Origin of the sequence: Streptococcus sp. 2_1_36FAA (assembly GCF_000161955.2) — a bacterium.
Classification (GTDB): Bacteria; Bacillota; Bacilli; order Lactobacillales; family Streptococcaceae; genus Streptococcus; species Streptococcus gordonii.
In genome coordinates, this window is sequence record NZ_KI391976.1 from 409,450 (window position 1) to 428,640 (window position 19,191).

At 40.3% G+C, this 19,191-nt stretch carries 10 protein-coding genes; all 10 read right to left on the reverse strand.

Going from position 1 to position 19,191, the window contains the following annotated elements:
- Positions 1–143: 143 nt before the first annotated feature.
- The 10 genes from HMPREF0847_RS09785 to fusA all read right to left on the reverse strand — a co-directional run bounded on the left by HMPREF0847_RS09785 (position 144) and on the right by fusA (position 18,963).
- Entirely contained in the window at positions 144–548 is a 405-nt protein-coding gene (locus HMPREF0847_RS09785; protein WP_008808236.1) for a GNAT family N-acetyltransferase, read from the reverse strand.
- Between the two features lie 53 nt (positions 549–601).
- Positions 602–1,948: a type I glutamate--ammonia ligase gene (gene glnA, locus HMPREF0847_RS09790; RefSeq protein WP_008808235.1), complete on the reverse strand. Its 1,347-nt coding sequence runs from the start codon at positions 1,946–1,948 to the stop codon at positions 602–604.
- Between the two features lie 29 nt (positions 1,949–1,977).
- Positions 1,978–2,343: a MerR family transcriptional regulator gene (locus HMPREF0847_RS09795; RefSeq protein ID WP_008808234.1), complete on the reverse strand. Its 366-nt coding sequence runs from the start codon at positions 2,341–2,343 to the stop codon at positions 1,978–1,980.
- A gap of 288 nt (positions 2,344–2,631) precedes the next feature.
- Entirely contained in the window at positions 2,632–3,162 is a 531-nt protein-coding gene (locus tag HMPREF0847_RS09800; protein WP_008808233.1) for an FUSC family protein, read from the reverse strand.
- 151 nt (positions 3,163–3,313) lie between these two features.
- Complete coding sequence (locus tag HMPREF0847_RS09805) at positions 3,314–3,964, reverse strand: COG3942 and LysM peptidoglycan-binding domain-containing protein (RefSeq protein ID WP_008808232.1); 651 nt, start codon at positions 3,962–3,964, stop codon at positions 3,314–3,316.
- A gap of 247 nt (positions 3,965–4,211) precedes the next feature.
- A complete protein-coding gene (locus HMPREF0847_RS09810) occupies positions 4,212–8,945 on the reverse strand; it encodes an antigen I/II family LPXTG-anchored adhesin (RefSeq protein ID WP_008808231.1) in 4,734 nt (1,577 codons plus the stop codon).
- A gap of 180 nt (positions 8,946–9,125) precedes the next feature.
- Complete coding sequence (locus HMPREF0847_RS09815; protein ID WP_008808230.1) at positions 9,126–10,325, reverse strand: phosphoglycerate kinase; 1,200 nt, start codon at positions 10,323–10,325, stop codon at positions 9,126–9,128.
- A gap of 318 nt (positions 10,326–10,643) precedes the next feature.
- Positions 10,644–15,392 (reverse strand): endo-beta-N-acetylglucosaminidase, encoded by a 4,749-nt coding sequence (locus HMPREF0847_RS09820; protein ID WP_020992824.1) that lies wholly within the window; start codon positions 15,390–15,392, stop codon positions 10,644–10,646.
- 246 nt (positions 15,393–15,638) lie between these two features.
- Positions 15,639–16,649 (reverse strand): type I glyceraldehyde-3-phosphate dehydrogenase, encoded by a 1,011-nt coding sequence (gene gap / locus HMPREF0847_RS09825; RefSeq protein ID WP_020992825.1) that lies wholly within the window; start codon positions 16,647–16,649, stop codon positions 15,639–15,641.
- A 232-nt stretch (positions 16,650–16,881) separates the two neighbouring features.
- Positions 16,882–18,963, reverse strand: coding sequence for an elongation factor G (gene fusA, locus HMPREF0847_RS09830; RefSeq protein ID WP_008808227.1), 2,082 nt, complete (start codon positions 18,961–18,963; stop codon positions 16,882–16,884).
- Positions 18,964–19,191 lie beyond the last annotated feature (228 nt).

A 19,191-nucleotide genomic window follows, 5' to 3' on the forward strand; every position in this document is an offset into this window, starting at 1 on the left:
CACCCTTATTATATCACATTTTGTAATGATTCCTAAGAAAAGAAATGATAGTTGAAATAGGCAATATCAGTATTGTAAAAGCCAGCGTTTTTTGTAAACTTTAATGGTGTTTGGCAATTGACTTCCATCTATTTAAGAAAAACTCAGCTTAATCGCTTAATAAAATGATATTTGCTAATGCCCTTTTGTGGGACATCTGCTAGACTAGCGTAGATTTCATAACCTTGTTTGAGGTAAAAATCCTTGGCCTGATAGGATTTGGTGGATAAGGTAATACTAGTTGCTCCTGCTTCTGCAGCCTTTTCTTCTAATTCTGACAATAGAGATGCTCCCAAGCCTTTTTTCTGGTACGCTTTATCCACCACCAAAGCCTTGATATGAATATTTTCTAATACCTGCTGGCCATGGAGCAAGGCAATCAACAGACCATCCTCCTCCCGCGTCAGATAATAATCTCTGGGCTCTAGTTTTTCAAGCATGTCTGGACCAAAGTAGACTTCATATTGCTCATCAAAAACCCGCTTAATAAAATCATCAAATTTTTCCATCTTACTTCTCCTCCACGAAAAAGCAGGGGACTTTCAAGCCACCTGCTCTATCATTAGTATAGATCTAAATAGTTATCAATTTCCCATTGCGAAACAAAGGTTGCGTAGCTAGCCCACTCGATACGCTTAGCCTCTACAAAGCTAGTATAGATGTGATTGCCGAGGGCATCCTTGACGACTTCATCCTCAGTTAGAGCCTTTATAGCATTGTGCAGAGTTGAAGGAAGGTCTGTAATGCCAGCTTCCTTTCGTTCTTCTGCTGACATAACATAAATATTCTCTTCAACAGGAGCTGGTGCCTGAATCTTATTTTCAATTCCGTGAAGACCAACTTCAAGAAGAACAGCCATAGCAATATAAGGGTTAGCCATAGGGTCTACAGAACGCAATTCCAAGCGAGTTCCCATACCGCGAGATGCTGGTACACGAACCAAAGGAGAACGATTTTGCCCTGCCCAAGCAATATAAACTGGTGCTTCGTAGCCTGGAACCAAACGCTTATAAGAGTTGACGGTTGGATTCATAATAGCTGTATAGTTGTAGGCGTGTTTGATCAAGCCACCCAAGAAATAGTAGGCTGTATCCGACAATTGCATACCTCTTGGATCCTCAGGATCAAAAAAGGCATTTGTCCCATCCTGATTAAAGAGAGACATATTACAGTGCATACCTGAACCAGCAATACCAAACTTAGGCTTAGCCATGAAAGTAGCATACAAGCCATGCTTACGAGCTATAGTCTTGACAACTAGTTTAAAGAGCTGGATTTTATCACATGCACGTAGAACTTCATCATATTTAAAATCAATTTCGTGCTGACCAACAGCTACTTCATGGTGACTAGCCTCAACTTCAAATCCCATACTTGTCAAAACATTAACAATTTCTCGGCGAGTATTATCGGCTAAGTCTGTCGGAGCTAAATCAAAATAGCCTCCTTTATCATTCACCTCTAAAGTAGGATCTCCATTTTCATCCAACTTAAAGAGGAAGAATTCTGGCTCTGGTCCAAGATTAAAGGATTTAAAGCCCAGCTCCTCCATGTGCTTGAGGGCGCGTTTCAAGTTGCTACGCGGATCTCCCTGGAAAGGCAGACCTTCTGTCGTATAGACGTCACAAATTAGTCCTGCAACGCTACCATTTTCATCTCCCCAAGGGAAAACAGTCCAAGTGTCCAAATCTGGATATAGATACATATCCGATTCGTTAATCCGAACAAAACCTTCAATAGAAGAACCATCAAACATAGCTTTGTTAGATAATACTTTGTCTAACTGTTCATCTGTTGCAGGGATTTCCACATTTTTCATTGTTCCCAAAATATCTGAAAACATAAGACGGATAAAGGTAACATTTTTTTCTTTAACTTCGCGCTTGATATCAGCAACTGTAATAGGCATGATGATCTCCTTATGAAATAAAACAATAGTTATGGTCGTTTTAATTGACCAAATGTCGGCACAGAGGATGCAAATCTACTCTGTTGCACAATGTCGTTGTGTAGTGCACGTCGAACGTCTTTTGCGCTCACTGGTTTTTTGGCCATTGCTTCACGTTCAGCATACTTACGCTTGATTGCAGCAATATTATAGCCTTCAGAAATATAGTCTTTTATTTCCAGCAAGCGATCCATGTCATTTAGGGAATACATGCGACGATTCCCTTCTGTTCGCTCAGGTGTAATCAGCTGCTGATCCTCATAATAGCGAATCTGCCGAGCCGTTAAGTCTGTCAATTTCATAACGCTGCCGATTGGGAAAACTGCCAAATTGCGTCGCAGTTCTTTTTCTTTCATTACATCCTCCTTTCGTAAGAGATGAGAACTCCAAAAACTAATAGGAAAACAAGCTATCAAACCGGCTTTAGCACGACCATATGATAGCTGAAACAATTACTTTTCTTTTCAGATAAAAAGGATTGCTAATCATTCTTTCTAAGTTTTTAGTACGGATCCAATTCCTTACTTGTATGGCAAGTATTAGCAAATGAAGCAAAAACTTCACTCTCCACTAGCCAAGATTACCACTATTATATTCCTAAAGATTTATCCTGTCAAGAAGGAATGTTACTTTTTCTGACATATTCATTTGCTTTTCTCTTTTCTAAAAAAAGAACGCAGGCGATTAATGTCATAATTTACTAACATGGCAACGAATACACCAAGAAATGTCTCAAAAATCCGGGCAAATACGTAAACAATCGTATCCCCTTCAGAAACTGACAGTGTAATAATCAAGAGGGCCGATACACCCCCAATTACCCCTGCCTTATTGTTCATGGCAACATTAGTCATAATCGTTAGCATGGTACAAATCGGAACAAAAAGCAAGGTGACCCAGAGCTGATCTTGAAAAACCTTATTGATGAGGAAAAAAATCAAGGCATAAAAACCACCGATACTATTTCCTAAGATACGAGAAGTACCAAAATGCACGCTCTTATCAAAATCTTCCCGCAAGCTAAAAACTGCTGTCAAAGCTCCTATCTGCAGGCCACCCCAGCCAAATAGACTAAACATCAAGAGAATGATAAAAACCGCCAACCCTGTCTTAAAAGTCCGCATTCCTAATTTGAATTTTGATTTATCAAACTTGTACTTGCTAAAATAGTTCATTCCTGACCCTCTTTCAAATCAAATTACTTTCATTCTAACATATTTTCCAACAAAAAGCCTTCTTGTTTGCAACGTCCTCTCATTCTCACCCTCTATATCCTATCTTGAAAAATAAAAAAGATCTAGAGCAAGCTCTAAATCTTCAATCAAATTAGTTTGGATAGATATACGTTACATTTCCCAAAAATTCATTGGGGTTAAAATAACCGCGATAATTATCAATTTGCTTTTGACGATTGTAATTAGCTTCTAGCACTTGGATTGTACCGTCGCTCTGAACATCTGTAACATAAGCAACATGACCATATTCTCCTCCGTCCCAAACAGCGATTGCGCCTACTGTCGGAACTGTACCAGTAACATAACCTTGATTGCTGGCATTGATAGCCCAAGTATTGGCATTCCCCCACCAGTTGCTTGCCCAAGGAGCTAATTCCTTAACACCCCAAGTACATTGTCCGATTGGATAAGAGTTACCATAGTCAGTCGGGGTATTTAAAACAACATCATCTACATCAGATACCAAATCCGCATTACTGCTCACACCATAACCTGAATTTGCATAAGTAGAAGTAGCACCGTCCACTTCCAAAACATCACCTGGGTTGATTGTATCAAAAATAGATTTGCCATTTTTCGCAGCTAGATCATAAGGGCTCATTCCGTGAGCACTAGCAATTCCAAAGAAAGAATCACCTTGTTGTACAACATAAGAATCTGCATGTGCAACTTGAAGACCAGCTATAGCTGAAAGAGCTGTAGAAGCAACCACAAGAGCTGTTTTAATAAATATTTTTTTCATAAAATGATTTTCTCCGCAAAATTTGATGTTAGCATAATCATACCTTATTTAGATGTCAGTTATCTTATCCCAATATTTTGAAATGATTACAAATTCTATATATTTCTGATACATAAATTATATAGAAAAGTAAAAAAGAAATAAGGCCGGAACACTGGGTTCCAGCCTTAAAATCTATAGAGTCCTAAATTACCGACTCAGTATAGCCGACATAACATCAAAGATGAAACAAGTCTAAGCTATTTGATTAATCTTCTTTGCGCTTTGCTAGACCTAATCCTAGGAAACCAACAAGGGCAGCCAAGCCTAAATAAGGCATATAAGTTGCATCATTTGTTCCTGTTTTTGGAAGTGTTGTTAATTCTTTACCAACAGAAACAGGAATTGGTGCTGAAGGATCTTCAACTTTTGGACTAGGAACTTTTGGTTCTTTTGGTGTCTCAGGTTTGTCAGGATCCTTTGGTTTTGGCGTTGGAATTGGTGTCGGTTTGTCTGGTGTTCTTGGTATTGGAGTTGTTGTACGTACCGTGTTAGATGCATAAGCAACCTTATTAACAGTATTTACATAAGTATTTTCAAATGTTCCAATAGCAATTCTGCGCATTTGAAGGTAAGTTTCAGCTTGGAATGGAGAATCCAAACTAATCTTTTGTAAGAAATCTTCCTTGAAACGAACAGTTACAATACCATTTGCAGCATCTGTTTCAGCAGTTGTTTGAGATGTTAGATCTGTACCTGCCTTAATCACTGAACCATCTTTCATTGTCAAGTTCAGAGAGCTGAATGTCTTGTAATTACCAGTATACTGATCACCAGCTTGGTCATAATCATCCACAAAGCTGTAGTCTTCTAATTCCTCAGAGTGATTTTGTGGAATGAGGCCACCAATCAGACGATAGTTAAATGTTTGATACAATTGAATTGTTTGACCATCCAGATTTTCACTAGTTGGATCTAGGCTCACTGTTACGTCTTTTTTCGGTGTGATTTTCGGTACGTTGTTAACCACTACTTCTGTAGCATAGCCATTTCCGAAATCAATTTGATAAGCCTTGTTTTCATACTTACCACCTGTCTTACCAAATTCAGACTTAACAGTCATCGGATCTGTAATGACTAGTGATGTTCCAGTTGCTACATATTGCTTATAAAATTCTTCTGGATTATCAGCAGAGAAGAGTTGGAAAGCACCCTTAACAGTAATGTTAGCTTTCTTCAACAAGTCTTGAACTTTCTTAGGAGCAGCTTCTAGACTGTCATATTGTTGAACGCTGACACCTGATACTTGATTTCCTTTTTCATCTGCAACCTTAATCAAATCAGGACGAGTATCTAATGCTTCCTCTGGATAATCATCTACATAGTAGAAACCATTTTGGATTGCTTCCTTAGAAGATTTATCGCCCTTATATTGATCCAAATCCCATGTTAATTCGTAGTAGTTGGTTGAACCAGCTAAAACTTCTTTTCCGTCAATATTAAGACCTTCTTTATTCTTATTTACTTTCGTTGGCTTAATATAATTGTTATTTGGATTATCAGGATCATTTGGTTTACCAGGAGTCGTTACACGAACAACATTTGACTTAATACCATAAGCATCATTGACTGTCAAAGTGAAGTTATTAGTATAAGTTGCCCCATCGTTCAAGATTCGACCAACAACCGTTGGATGAAGAGTCTCAACAGATTTAGTTAAATCAGCATTATACGTTGTCAATGTCTCATCAGTCGCCTTAAAGGTTACAGTGTGGCTCGCTTCATCATAAGTTGTATCAAAGCCTGTACTTGCAGCCTTAGTTGCATCCAAGTCAAACTTATAGCCAGTTGGTAGTGGATCTACCAATACAAATGAAGTAGTTTTTGGACGTCCAGCTGTCAAGGCTTCAGTTTTCAATTCAAACTTAACAATTGACTGTTTAGCAACCAACGTCCGGTCAATATCTACACCATCCTCATTCTTGATTTCTTTATTAATCTGAGGCTGAGCTAATAAACTGCTATAGTGGAAATGAACTGTCGGTACAACTGGTGGAGTTGGCAACTGCTTAGGAGTTGGTGCTAGCGGTGGAGTTGGCAATGGATCATATGTTGGCTCTTCCGGTTTTGATGGCTCCGGTTGATCTGGAGTCTTAACTGGTGGAGTTGGCTCATTTTCATATGTCGGTGCTACTGGTGCTGGCTCCAATGGTTTCTCTGTCTCATATGTTGGCTCTTCCGGTTTTGATGGCTCTGGTTGATCTGGAGTCTTAACTGGTGGAGTTGGCTCATTTTCATATGTTGGTGCTACTGGTGCTGGCTCCAATGGTTTCTCTGTCTCATATGTTGGCTCTTCCGGTTTTGATGGCTCCGGTTGATCTGGAGTCTTAACTGGCGGAGTTGGCACATTTTCATATGTTGGTACTACTGGTGCTGGCTCCAATGGTTTTTCCACTTCATAAGTAGGAGCTTGTGGTTCAGTAGGTGCTACCGGCGGAGTTGGTTTTTCCTTAGTAATTTTTGGAACGTTGACCGCACGAATTTTACCATTAAGTGAGTACCAAATGTTTGGTTTTTTACCTTCAGTATTGTCTCTTCCAGGTACTTGAGGCATTTCCGCTACAGGCATCACATTAGTAGCAGACGTTGCACCAACCGTAACGTAATTGTTAGGGCCTGACATGCTAATAGCCCCTGCACCATACCAAGAGTTTGGTGCATCAGAGGTATCCCAACCAGAACCTGGCTGACCATTTGGATACATTGTCCAACGTGCCCCACCCTGTCCTTGTTTAAAGTTCAAGGTTTCAGTAGCATAAATCATACCATTCTTTTCACCAATGGATGAACCTGAGATTTTGATAAACTTACCACTATAATCCTTGGCCATCTCAATAGAGTTATGCTCACGGTTAAGTGAGGCTACAGAAAGAAGGGCATTGTCAAAATTAATTGGCTGATCATTTTCATCATAGAAGGTGAATTCATTTTTAATGAAAAGCGAAGTATCTTTTTCTACTTGACCCGTATAGGCTGAAGCAAAGACTCCTAGAGTAGGGTCGGTAAAGATTCCCAACCAAACTTTTCCACTAGGATTTTTAAATTGCGAAGAAGGATCTACAGTATATTTGTAAACAATCTTCGAAATCTTTTTACCGTTGTAGTAGGAATTTTGAAGGTTGGTATAAGTCGCTGTTACGCTTTGACCACGTTCTAGAAGAACAGATCCCCATTTAACTTCAGTTTTATTCCCTACATTGGTGGTCCAGTCAGATTTGTTATTGATGTTCCCATACAATTCTACTGAAGAAGTAGTAGCACCGTTTTCCAAATTCTTGACATTCAGGTTGTCTAACTGAAGATTCTTTTTACCATACTGGTCTGTGTCTTTCTTAAAGGCTTCATCAACAGCTGCTGCTGTAAGAAGTTTTCCTTCTGTTTTGAGGTCAAGTTGAGCATTCGGTTCTAAATCATAAACCAAGCTCTGAGCAGATGGCTTAGACAAGTAACCATCTTGATCTTTTTTCTTTTCAAGTTCTACAAGTGCTGCCTTAATTTGGGCCTGCTCATCTTCATAAGCCTTTAACTTAGCCGGATACTCAGCCAACTCTTTCTTATATTTGGCAAGATCTGCTTCATATTTAGCTAATTTGGCTTCATAGTCAGTTTTAGCTGCGGCATTCCGTTGCTTGATTTCTTCGTTTTCAGCTTGGAGCGCTGCATTTTTTGCCTTGTTGTCTTCAACGGCCTTCTCATAAGCTGCTTTAGCATCAGCATTTACCTTTTGAACACGTGCCAATTCTGTCTGGTATTCAGCTAGCTTAGCTTGGTAGTCAGCTTCACTGTCTTCGTTGGCTTTCTTTACAGCCGCTAAATCTGCTTCATATTGCTTCAACGCTGCTTCATAAGTTGCTTTAGCTGCGGCATTCCGTTGCTTAATCGCTTCATTTTCAGCTTGAATAGCTGTATTTTTAGCTGTGTTTTCTTCAACTGCCTTTTCATAGGCTGCTTTAGCATCAGCATTTGCCTTTTGAACACGTGCCAGCTCTGCTTGGTAAGCTGCTAATTTTGCTTGGTAATCAGCATCATTATCTTCCTTAGCTTTTTTAATAGCCGCAAGATCTGCTTCATACTGCTTCATGGCAGCGTCATAGTTGGCTTTGGCTGTTTCATTGCGTTGTTTAATTGCTTCGTTTTCAGCTTGAAGTGCAGCATTTTTAGCAGTATTTTCCTTTACTGCTTTTTCATAAGCTGCTTTAGCTTCAGCATTTGCTTTTTGAACACGCGCCAATTCTGCTTGGTAAGCTGAAAGCTTGTTTTGATAATCAAGCTGACTGTCTTCATTAGCTTTTTGAACAGCTGCTAAGTCTTTTTGATATTGAGCTAGCTTCGCTTCATATTCTGACTTCGCTGTCGCATTGGCAGTGTTGATTTTTTCAACTTCCGCTTGATGAGCTTTTAAGTCTTCTTGATACTTATCTTCAGCAGCTTTGTTCTCAGCCTTAATTTTATCAGTTTCAGCTTGATGAGCCTCTACTTCTTTTTTATAAGCTTCCGTTGTTTTCTTTATTTCTTCAGCTTGTTTAGCGTAGTCACTCTTAATTTCAGCTTGCTTTTGTGCATTTTCTTCAGCAGTTGTAGCCGTCCCTTTATCGCTTGTTTGATCTTGCACAACATTGACACCTGCTGCTTTGGCATCAGTCACTGCTTTATTTAAATCATCAGCAGATACTTCTACTGGCAGAGCACCATCTTTAGAACCGGCCTGTGCTTGACTTTGGCTTGCTGCTTCAGTCGCTTCTCCCTGTGCTTCAGGCAGATTAGTAGCTGGATTTCCAGTTGTAGTGACTGCTACATTTGCTGTACTATTTGTTTCTGTAACTTCATCAGCCAAAGCTTGCTGATCTGCAACAGCAATCAAAGCTGCCCCTAAGACAGCTCCACATAAAGTCTTAGCGACTTTACTTTTACGAAAACCAAAAACTTCTTTTCTTTTGTTCATTTAAACCCTTTCCTTTAGCATAATTAGTTTTATACATCAGTTTATAATAGCAGTTTTACAGACTGTATGCAACTATTTTACCTACTTTTTTTCTAAAGAACAGATGAAAGCATTTTATCCAAAAAATTAGGCCAGAATATTAGATAAAAAGATGGCTAAAAGCCATCTTAATATGATATCTTATTTCTCTGTAAGTGCTGCAAGACCTGGTAAAACCTTACCTTCAAGGAGTTCCATTGAAGCACCACCACCAGTAGAGATCCAAGAGAATTTGTCTGCACGGCCAAGGTTGATTGCTGCAGCAGCTGAGTCACCACCACCGATGATTGATTTCACGCCTGGTTGTTTCACGATAGCGTCCATGACACCGATTGTACCAGCTTGGAAGTCTGGGTTTTCAAACACACCCATAGGTCCGTTCCAAACAACAGTTTTCGCACCAGTCAAGGCTTCGTCAAATTTAGCAATTGATTTTGGACCGATATCCAAACCAAGGAAGCCTGGATCTACTGCTTCACCTTCAGTGTCTTTCACTTCAGTGTAGTCCGCAAATGCGTTTGCTTCTTTTGAGTCAACTGGCAAGATCAATTTGCCGTTTGCTTTTTCAAGAAGAGCTTTAGCAACATCCAATTTGTCTTCTTCTACAAGTGAGTTACCGATTTCGATACCTTGCGCTTTGTAGAATGTGTAAGTCATACCACCACCGATAAGGACTTTATCAGCTTTTTCAAGCAAGTTTTCAATAACACCGATCTTGTCAGATACTTTTGAACCACCAAGGATAGCCACGAATGGACGTTCTGGAGTTTCAACTGCTTCTTGGATGTAGGCAATTTCGTTTTCAAGAAGGAAACCAGCAACTGCTTTTTCAACGTTTGCTGAGATACCTACGTTAGATGCGTGTGCACGGTGTGCTGTACCAAATGCATCGTTTACGAAGATACCATCTCCAAGTGATGCCCAGTATTTACCAAGTTCAGGGTCGTTTTTAGATTCTTTCTTGCCGTCAACATCTTCGAAACGAGTGTTTTCAACCAAAAGAACTTGTCCATCTTCAAGAGCGTTGATTGCTGCTTCCAATTCAGCACCACGAGTTACACCTGGGATAAACTTAACGTCTTGACCCAATTTAGCAGCCAAGTCAGCAGCTACAGGAGCAAGTGATTTACCTTCTTTGTCTGCTTCTTCTTTTACACGTCCAAGGTGAGAGAAGAGGATTGCACGTCCACCTTGTTCAAGGATGTACTTGATAGTTGGAAGAGCTGCAGTGATACGGTTGTCATTTGTGATCACGCCATCTTTTACAGGAACGTTAAAGTCAACACGAACGAGAACTTTTTTCCCTTTCAAGTCAACGTCTTTTACAGTCAATTTTGCCATTGGATATGACTCCTTCTATTTTTAATACATGATAATTATATCACAAAAGATGTAAAAGAGGTAGAAAAATCCAATCATTTCCCCTGCTTAATTATCTCCGTTTCATCGGCAATATAGTCAATTCATTCACACATAAACCTTAACAAGTTGTTTTTATACTTCAAAAGCTTCCCTTCTACAACAATCAAACCTCCCATATGCAGTTTACGGGAGGTTTGATAATCTAGTCAGGTTAGCAGTCTTCTTGTAGGCGTCTTCTCCTTTCGCGTCTAATTGCTAAAAGGGATATCTAGAAAGACACTTATCTTGGCTGATTTGTTAATCTTCTTTTTTCTTACCTGCTAAGAGAAGGCCACCGAGAGCCGCCAAAAGGATTGACTCTGCTACAAATGATGCTTCTTGGCTAGCTGTATTAGGTAAGTTGCTTGCAGACGTTACAGTATTTTCTTTTTTAACATCCAGAGAATCAACTTCTGCTTTGGCTGATTGAGAAGATGAATTTGCTAAGTTCTGACTTTGATAATTTGCAGATCCTCTATCCATTTCCTGATAGTTTAGATGCTCAACAGTTGAATTTGCATTCGGTTGAACTGAACTCAAACGACCATCACCTGGTAACTGAGGTTGAAGTGGTTTAGAATTATCATTACTTGGAACAGTAGGCTTATCAGGTTCAGATGGTTGATCAGGCTTGAGTGGCTGGTCAGGCTCACTTGCTTTTGCTGTCTTGTAGACAAGAGCATAGTGAGTAAAGTGAGGCGCCGTGAAGATAACTTCATTGCCTACTTGCTCAAAGGCTAAAGATTGAACTGGCTGATTATCTGGGAAGAAAAGAACTTGTTCAACTTCCTTGCCAGCTTCTACTGGTATTTTAACAAGAGAAGCATGCTGGGTATCAATATCTCGTCCCTCTTTATCTACTCCCTCTATGTCATATACCTTACCAAGTCTACCTGCAAAGGCTTCTTTTTCCGCAGCATTAGCCTCAACAACTCCGACTTTCAAGCCTTTAACTGGAGTGGTTTCCTTATTTGAAAATTGAACTTCAACTCCTGTAGCTGAATCCACAAATACAGCCGGTTTGTCTTCTTTAAGTAGAGCAATCAACGCTTGAAGAGAAGTTTTGGCTGTTTCAAGCGCTTCTGGGGTTACTTCTGAAGAGGCCAATAGATCTTTATTTTTATTCAATAAATTGAGTAAAGCATCTCCAGAAGGATGATTTGGCTTTTGTGCAAGCAAGTCTTGAGCTTCTGTTGCCAAAGTATCCAATTCAGAAGTTTTGGTTGCAAAATTCTTTCGGCCATCCAAAGCCTTGAATGCTTGAGTCAGTTTAGACAGACTTTCATCAACCTGTCCTTGTGTACTTGTATCATGGTCTTTCAGGATTTGCTCCGCACTTGCGATTTCCTTGAGCAAGGCATCTTTATTTTCCTGACTTGCAAAGCTGAAATCGACCTTATTTTGTACAGCAGCTGCTTCTGCCAATTTTTGCTTCAAATATTCATCATTTAGAGCTGGCTTTGGCGATACAAACACATCATAAGTTGTCGTCACACCACGATAGCTAATCGAAATTGTTTGGCGTCCTTCTTTGTGAGCATCATATCCTGTAACTTGGACACCTGCTTCATCTAAAGCATGTTCTTCAGTTGTTTCATCATCAAAAACTAGTCGGAAACGTCCTCCTTGTGTCTCAAGATTTTCACCAACAATGTAGTCTGTTTTAGGTTTTTCAATCAATTCAAGTCCCACAGGTGTCTTCTCTCCTGCTTCGCTATGACTGACAACATAAACTGTCAGTGATTGATCCAGTTTTTGGCCCAGATAAGATACTTGTAAATGCTGCTCTCCTAATTTAGAAGGATCATAGCCAGTTACTTCAACCCCGCTATTTGATAGCTGAATCAACTGATCCGCTTCTCCCCCTTTAAAGCTGACACGAATGGTACCACCCTTCAGAGATAGAGCATCTCCTTGACGATAAACCTTTCTTTCAGGTGCTGTTTCAAGTTCGACTTTAGATATTTCTTTATCTTCTTTAGGTACTTCAATAGCTAGCACATTACTAATATCCTTACCTGCAACTTGAGAGCGATAATATAGTAAATTAGGCAGTTTAGCAAAAGCAAGAGGTTTAAAGATAAGATTACCGTCCTTATCAGCTGTCATAGTTGCAATCGCTTGTTTTGCATCGCTACTTTCATATAATGATACTGTTGTTTTAGCTGCAACATCTTTAAAACCTACTTGAACGTGTCCATTTCCAAGAACACGCGCAGCAGCATTTTTCATCGGAATATTAACTGTCTCAGTATCTAAGCTTTCATACATCTTCCAGTTATAAATCCGAATTGCCCGCCATGGAGTCCCGTTATCAGCTGTAATGACATCTAAGCGCCAGTCTTGTGCTCGAATCGGCTTATCTAATACAATATCTGACACATGATCCTTATTGCCCCGGACAGCCTTGGCTAATTTCCATTCGCCGGCTTCATCCTTGTAATATAGATCAAAGTCTCGCGTATTCATCTTACCATCATCAACAGACTCTCCGCCGGCTCCAGCATGTTCCATAACCCAGCGGGTTACCGTGCGTGGCTGAGTCAAGCGAATGTCTACCGTTCCGCTTAGTTGGGCAGAAGACCATTTATCTGACAGACTGGTAATAGTACCATTCAGCATGCCTTCAATACCTTCGCTTCCATCTGCATCAGGGAAGCTTGAAGCGGTCACTTTGGCTCCTAAAACTACATTCGGCGCTAAAGGTTTTGGTAAAGAAGTATCGGAAACTTGCATGCCCCAATCAAAGTCAACCGTCCCTGCATCTGAACGAAGACCGTTCTTTCCTACCGCAACGACTTTTAGCTCTTGCTTACTACCCTTGGCACTAGCTGAACGAGTCACTTTAGCCAAATAAGCTGATGTGCCAGAAGTTCCAGTTACTAGACGCCATTGATCACCATCCTTTTCATAGATTTCATAATAATCTGCATCTGCACTTCCCTTAAACTGTAGCAAGGCTTCGGCTTCCTGAGCATTTTGAAGACGTTTAGCTTTTACAACGACATCCTTTGGCGCAGCTGGTTTCTCTTGGTTAGCATAGATGGATAATTGTCCTAGATTAAACTTATAATCTTTGACATCACTGTCGTGGTCAAAGAACATTTTAACCCCATAAATCGTTTTACCAGCTAGAGAAGATAAGTCAAAGGTCTCTGTCTTCCAGTCTTTGCTAGGGTTAAGTTCTTTCCATTCATACTCTGAATAATCTGGTTTGGTCGCAAGAGCAACCCAAGCACTCGTTCCTTGACCACCTTTATGCGTTAGGCTAAGTTTGGTCTTATCACTAACTGGAATCTTAGTTGAATAAAGCATAACATTCTGGCTGCTATTTGCATCCAAGTTTCCCTCAAAAGCTAATGAATTTCCACCGTTATAGGCTTCATCAAAATCATAACGCCCCTTCAGAGGTGCACTACCTTCTGAGTGCTGAATCCACCAACGCCAGGTCGGCAAGAAACCAGATACCGAACGATAGTTCCATTCTCCAACTTTAGAAACTTTCCCATCTACAAACCAACGTTTCCCGTGGCCAGTATTAAAGGAAGTATTAAAATCGGGTTTAGTGATAGCTGTTTTATCAACCACCAAGTTTGACATACCATACCAAGATTGGTCAGCTGGTTTTCCCTTACTAGGATCCCCTTGGAAACCTGTCCAGAAGTAATTTTCGTGAATATGGTAGCCCTCACCTGTTTTACCAAGACCAGTGATAGTATCAGGTGCATAGAGACCTAGAGAAAGACGGAGTTTCCCATTTTCATCTAGAATGGCATCCCAGTCCACATTGGTCTTGTAAGAACCGCCCTTTTGTAACTCTATTCCAGCCAAAACATCGTAGGGATTGCGTTTAATCCATTTTGCAGTACTGATTGAATAATCCGTCTCTGCCTTACCCCAGTTAAAGTTAGCAAAGAAAGTATCTACTGGATTTTCACCATCTTTAGGCTGCATAAACTGATAATTATATTCTCCAAGGGCATTTTCATGATAACGACCATATTCGTAGGTCATGGCATCATACCAAGAATATTTAATCGGGTAATTCAAAGAACGTGCATACTCTTTTGTATAGAGCAAGAAGTCACGCATTTTAGGTCCTAAAGGCTCTACCTGACTACCAGTTGTTTCTTGGTTAATAAAATAGCCATCATAACCATAATACTTGGCAAGTTCAACTAATTTACGTGCAATAGGGAAGGTCTTTGAACCTTCAGAATCTTCTTTTAAAGCCTCTGCAAATCGTTCCTGATCCTTAGCGCTGGAAGACCAATTAAAGAAGAGGGTACCATAGATAGGAACGCCATTTCTATGCGCAGCATCAATGACATCTGAAGTAGGAACTAGCCCATCCCAGAAAACCATTGAGTGTAAGTATTGCCAATAATCAAAGGCATAGGCCTTAAATTCCTCACCTCCAGTAGAAGCATGGTCAAGTGCTTTGGAGTTCATATTGGATAAAGCCTGAACCTTAGCCTCTGGATTTGCTTGTTGATTAATTTGATGCCCTTGATAACGTTCAGCCAAAGGTACGCTAGCGCGGTTAATATCATCATCTTCTCGATCCCCAGGTTTCCAATTTAGCAGATCTTGCCAAGTATCAAACTTAACTTCTTTTGGCTTTAGTTTTTTATCTTCTTGACTCGGTAGATCCTCTACGACTTTTGCTTCCTTAGTTGCAGGTTTTTCCTCTTTCTCTGCGACAGTTGCTACATCTTGCCTCTCTACTACTGGTTTTTTATCTTCAACAACTGCTTGATTTTCTGTATCTGGCTGTGTTGCTTGACTTGCCTCCTCTGAAGCAGGTTTCCCTTGTGCTTCCTCTGACGCCTCTTCCTTCGGGGCATCTGCATTGACTAAAGCCACATCACTAGCTTGGGACAAGTCTGTAAGCTTCTCTTCTGCTGAAACATTTGCCACTCCAAAAAGAGCTATTCCTACTAAAACAGAACAAACTCCCAAGCTTAACTTTCTGATGCTAAATTTTTGCTTTTTATAAAATTCCATGTTTACCTTGACTCCTTCTCTTCTTTTCTTAGTTTTGCGACTATCCAATTCTAAATACTAACACCACTCCCTTTTCTGAGTAATCGCTTACATTTCTCTTTAAAAAAAGAAAACTTCACTCAAACCCATTCTACCCTTTGCTTACTTTTATTGTCAATCCCTTCCACCTTATCCTATAAATAGAGCTTAAATCTCTAAAAAAAGTACAAAAAAAGAGAGCTAAGCTCTCTTTTTCTATACTATGAATTATTTAGCGATTTTCGCAAAGTATTCAAGAGTACGTACAAGTTGTGCAGTGTATGACATTTCGTTGTCGTACCATGATACAACTTTAACCAATTGTTTACCGTCAACGTCAAGAACTTTAGTTTGAGTTGCGTCAAACAATGAACCGTAAGCCATACCTACGATATCTGAAGATACGATTGGATCTTCAGTGTATCCGTATGATTCGTTTGAAGCTGCTTTCATAGCTGCGTTCACTTCATCAACAGTAACGTTCTTGTCAAGAACTGCTACCAATTCAGTTACTGAACCAGTTGGAACAGGAACACGTTGAGCAGCTCCGTCCAATTTACCGTTCAATTCAGGGATAACCAAACCGATTGCTTTAGCAGCACCAGTTGAGTTAGGAACGATGTTAGCTGCAGCAGCACGAGCACGGCGGAGGTCACCTTTACGGTGTGGTCCGTCAAGAACCATTTGGTCACCAGTGTAAGCGTGGATAGTAGTCATCAATCCTTCAACAACACCGAAGTTATCTTGAAGAGCTTTAGCCATTGGAGCCAAACAGTTTGTAGTACATGAAGCACCTGAGATAACTGTTTCAGTACCGTCAAGAACATCGTGATTAGTGTTAAATACGACTGTTTTAACATCTGATCCACCAGGAGCAGTGATAACAACTTTCTTAGCACCACCAGCATGCAAGTGTTTTTCAGCAGCTGCTTTAGTAGCAAAGAAACCAGTTGCTTCAAGAACAATTTCTACACCGTCGTTAGCCCAGTCAATGTTTTCTGGGTCACGTTCAGCAGAAACTTTAACGAATTTACCGTTAACTTCGAATCCACCTTCTTTTACTTCAACAGTACCGTCGAAACGACCTTGAGTTGTGTCATATTTCAACAGATGTGCAAGCATTACAGGATCTGTAAGGTCGTTGATGCGAGTAACTTCAACGCCTTCTACATTTTGGATACGACGGAATGCAAGACGACCGATACGACCGAAACCGTTAATACCAACTTTAACTACCATTCGTGATTTCCTCCTTATGAAAATCAATAAATATTTTATGTGAAAAGAGTAACTTGAGTTGCTACAAATCACCTTTCAACATTATTATTATATACCTATTTGATACAAAATGCAACTGATTTCATCATTGTAAGAGAAACTTGTTCATTCTTTCAAATCTTTTTCAAGAATATTTTCAGATAGCTCTTTTGGAAAGAAAAAAGCACCCTTTGAGGGTGCTCAGGCAGAGCTATTATGCTTCACCTTTATGTTTTTTGATAATTTCTTCTTGTACTGACTTAGGTACATCTTCGTAGTGGTCAAATACCATCATGAAGGTACCACGTCCTTGTGATGCAGAACGAAGAACTGTTGCATAACCGAACATTTCAGCAAGCGGAACGTAAGCACGAACGATTTGGCTGTTACCATGAGCTTCCATACCATCAACACGTCCACGACGAGCTGTTACGTGACCCATAACGTCACCAAGGTTTTCTTCAGGAACAGTGATTGTTACCAACATCATTGGCTCAAGGATAGCTGGTTGTGCAGTCTTAGCAGCTTCTTTCAATGCAAGTGAAGCCGCAACCTTGAAGGCTGTTTCAGATGAGTCGACATCGTGATATGAACCATCGTAAAGTTTAGCTTTCACGTCAACGATTGGGTAACCAGCAAGGACACCATTAGCCATTGACTCAATCAAACCTTTTTCTACAGCTGGAATGAATTCACGTGGAACCACACCACCGACGATAGCATTTTCAAACTCGAATCCTTTACCTTCTTCGTTTGGTGTAAACTCGATCCAAACGTCACCGAATTGACCTTTACCACCAGATTGGCGTTTGAAGAATCCACGAGCTTGAGTAGGAGCGCGGAAAGTTTCACGGTAAGATACTTGAGGAGCACCTACGTTTGCTTCAACCTTGAACTCACGACGCATACGGTCAACAAGGACATCCAAGTGAAGCTCACCCATACCAGAGATAACTGTTTCACCAGTTTCAACGTTTGTTTCAACGCGGAATGTTGGATCTTCTTCAGCCAATTTTTGAAGGGCAATACCCATCTTGTCTTGGTCTGCTTTAGATTTTGGCTCAACCATCAATTGGATAACTGGTTCTGGAACGTTGATAGACTCAAGGATGATTTTAGCTTTTTCATCTGTCAATGAGTCACCAGTAGTAGTATCTTTCAAACCTACGGCAGCAGCGATATCACCAGCATATACTGTTTCAATTTCTTGACGGCTGTTAGCGTGCATTTGAAGGATACGTCCGATACGTTCACGTTTACCTTTAGAAGTATTCAATACGTAAGAACCAGATTGAAGAACACCTGAGTATACACGGAAGAATGTCAAACGACCTACGAATGGGTCAGTCATGATCTTGAAGGCAAGAGCTGAAAATGGCTCTTCGTCAGATGCTGGACGAGTTTCTTCTTCATCTGTATCTGGGTTGATACCTTTGATTGCTGGGATATCAAGTGGGCTTGGCAAGTAGTCGATAACTGCATCAAGCATCAATTGAACACCCTTGTTCTTGAAGGCTGAACCACACAATACTGGGAAGAATTCAACGTTGATAGTTGCTTTACGGATACCAGCTTTCAATTCTTCGTTAGTGATTTCTTCACCTTCAAGGTATTTCATCATCAAATCTTCATCAGTTTCCGCAACTGCTTCCACCAATTTTTCACGGTATTCTTGTGCTTGTTCAAGGTATTCAGCAGGAATATCTTCTTCCAAAATATCTGTACCAAGGTCGTTAGTATAGATTTCAGCTTTCATCTTGATCAAGTCAATGATACCACGGAAGTCATCCTCAGCACCGATTGGCAATTGAATTGGGTGAGCGTTTGCTTGAAGACGGTCATGAAGAGTGCTTACTGAGTAAAGGAAGTCAGCACCGATTTTGTCCATTTTATTAGCAAATACAATACGAGGAACTCCGTATTCAGTAGCTTGGCGCCAAACTGTTTCTGTTTGAGGCTCAACACCTGATTGTGAGTCAAGAACGGTAACCGCACCATCCAATACACGAAGAGAACGTTGTACTTCGATTGTGAAGTCCACGTGTCCTGGTGTGTCGATGATGTTTACGCGGTGGTTGTTCCATTGAGCTGTTGTCGCAGCAGATGTGATTGTGATACCACGTTCTTGCTCTTGCTCCATCCAGTCCATTTGTGACGCACCTTCGTGAGTTTCACCGATTTTGTGAATTTTACCAGTGTAGTAAAGGATACGCTCAGTTGTAGTTGTTTTACCAGCATCGACGTGAGCCATGATACCGATATTACGTGTTTTTTCAAGTGAAAATTCGCGTGCCATGAGGTTATTTTCTCCTATTAATTTATTTTACAGTTTATTATAACATTATTTAGCAAAAACGGATAGGCAGGACCTACCCGTTCTCAATGTTTATCTGATTTTGTTGGTTTCAACTTGTAGATAAGTTGAATTGTAGCTAAGAGCTGACCAAGCTCAATTGAACTCGGGCTAAAAGCTCAAGTTAGCTGAGTTGAACCCGAGCGAGGCCCGGCGCAAAAAAGATAAACT

Coding starts and splice junctions, on each gene's coding strand:
- HMPREF0847_RS09785 (WP_008808236.1), bottom strand. CDS start 548: ATGGAAAAATTTGATGATTTTATTAAGCGGGTTTTTGATGAGCAATAT.
- glnA (WP_008808235.1), bottom strand. CDS start 1,948: ATGCCTATTACAGTTGCTGATATCAAGCGCGAAGTTAAAGAAAAAAAT.
- HMPREF0847_RS09795 (WP_008808234.1), bottom strand. CDS start 2,343: ATGAAAGAAAAAGAACTGCGACGCAATTTGGCAGTTTTCCCAATCGGC.
- HMPREF0847_RS09800 (WP_008808233.1), bottom strand. CDS start 3,162: ATGAACTATTTTAGCAAGTACAAGTTTGATAAATCAAAATTCAAATTA.
- HMPREF0847_RS09805 (WP_008808232.1), bottom strand. CDS start 3,964: ATGAAAAAAATATTTATTAAAACAGCTCTTGTGGTTGCTTCTACAGCT.
- HMPREF0847_RS09810 (WP_008808231.1), bottom strand. CDS start 8,945: ATGAACAAAAGAAAAGAAGTTTTTGGTTTTCGTAAAAGTAAAGTCGCT.
- HMPREF0847_RS09815 (WP_008808230.1), bottom strand. CDS start 10,325: ATGGCAAAATTGACTGTAAAAGACGTTGACTTGAAAGGGAAAAAAGTT.
- HMPREF0847_RS09820 (WP_020992824.1), bottom strand. CDS start 15,392: ATGGAATTTTATAAAAAGCAAAAATTTAGCATCAGAAAGTTAAGCTTG.
- gap (WP_020992825.1), bottom strand. CDS start 16,649: ATGGTAGTTAAAGTTGGTATTAACGGTTTCGGTCGTATCGGTCGTCTT.
- fusA (WP_008808227.1), bottom strand. CDS start 18,963: ATGGCACGCGAATTTTCACTTGAAAAAACACGTAATATCGGTATCATG.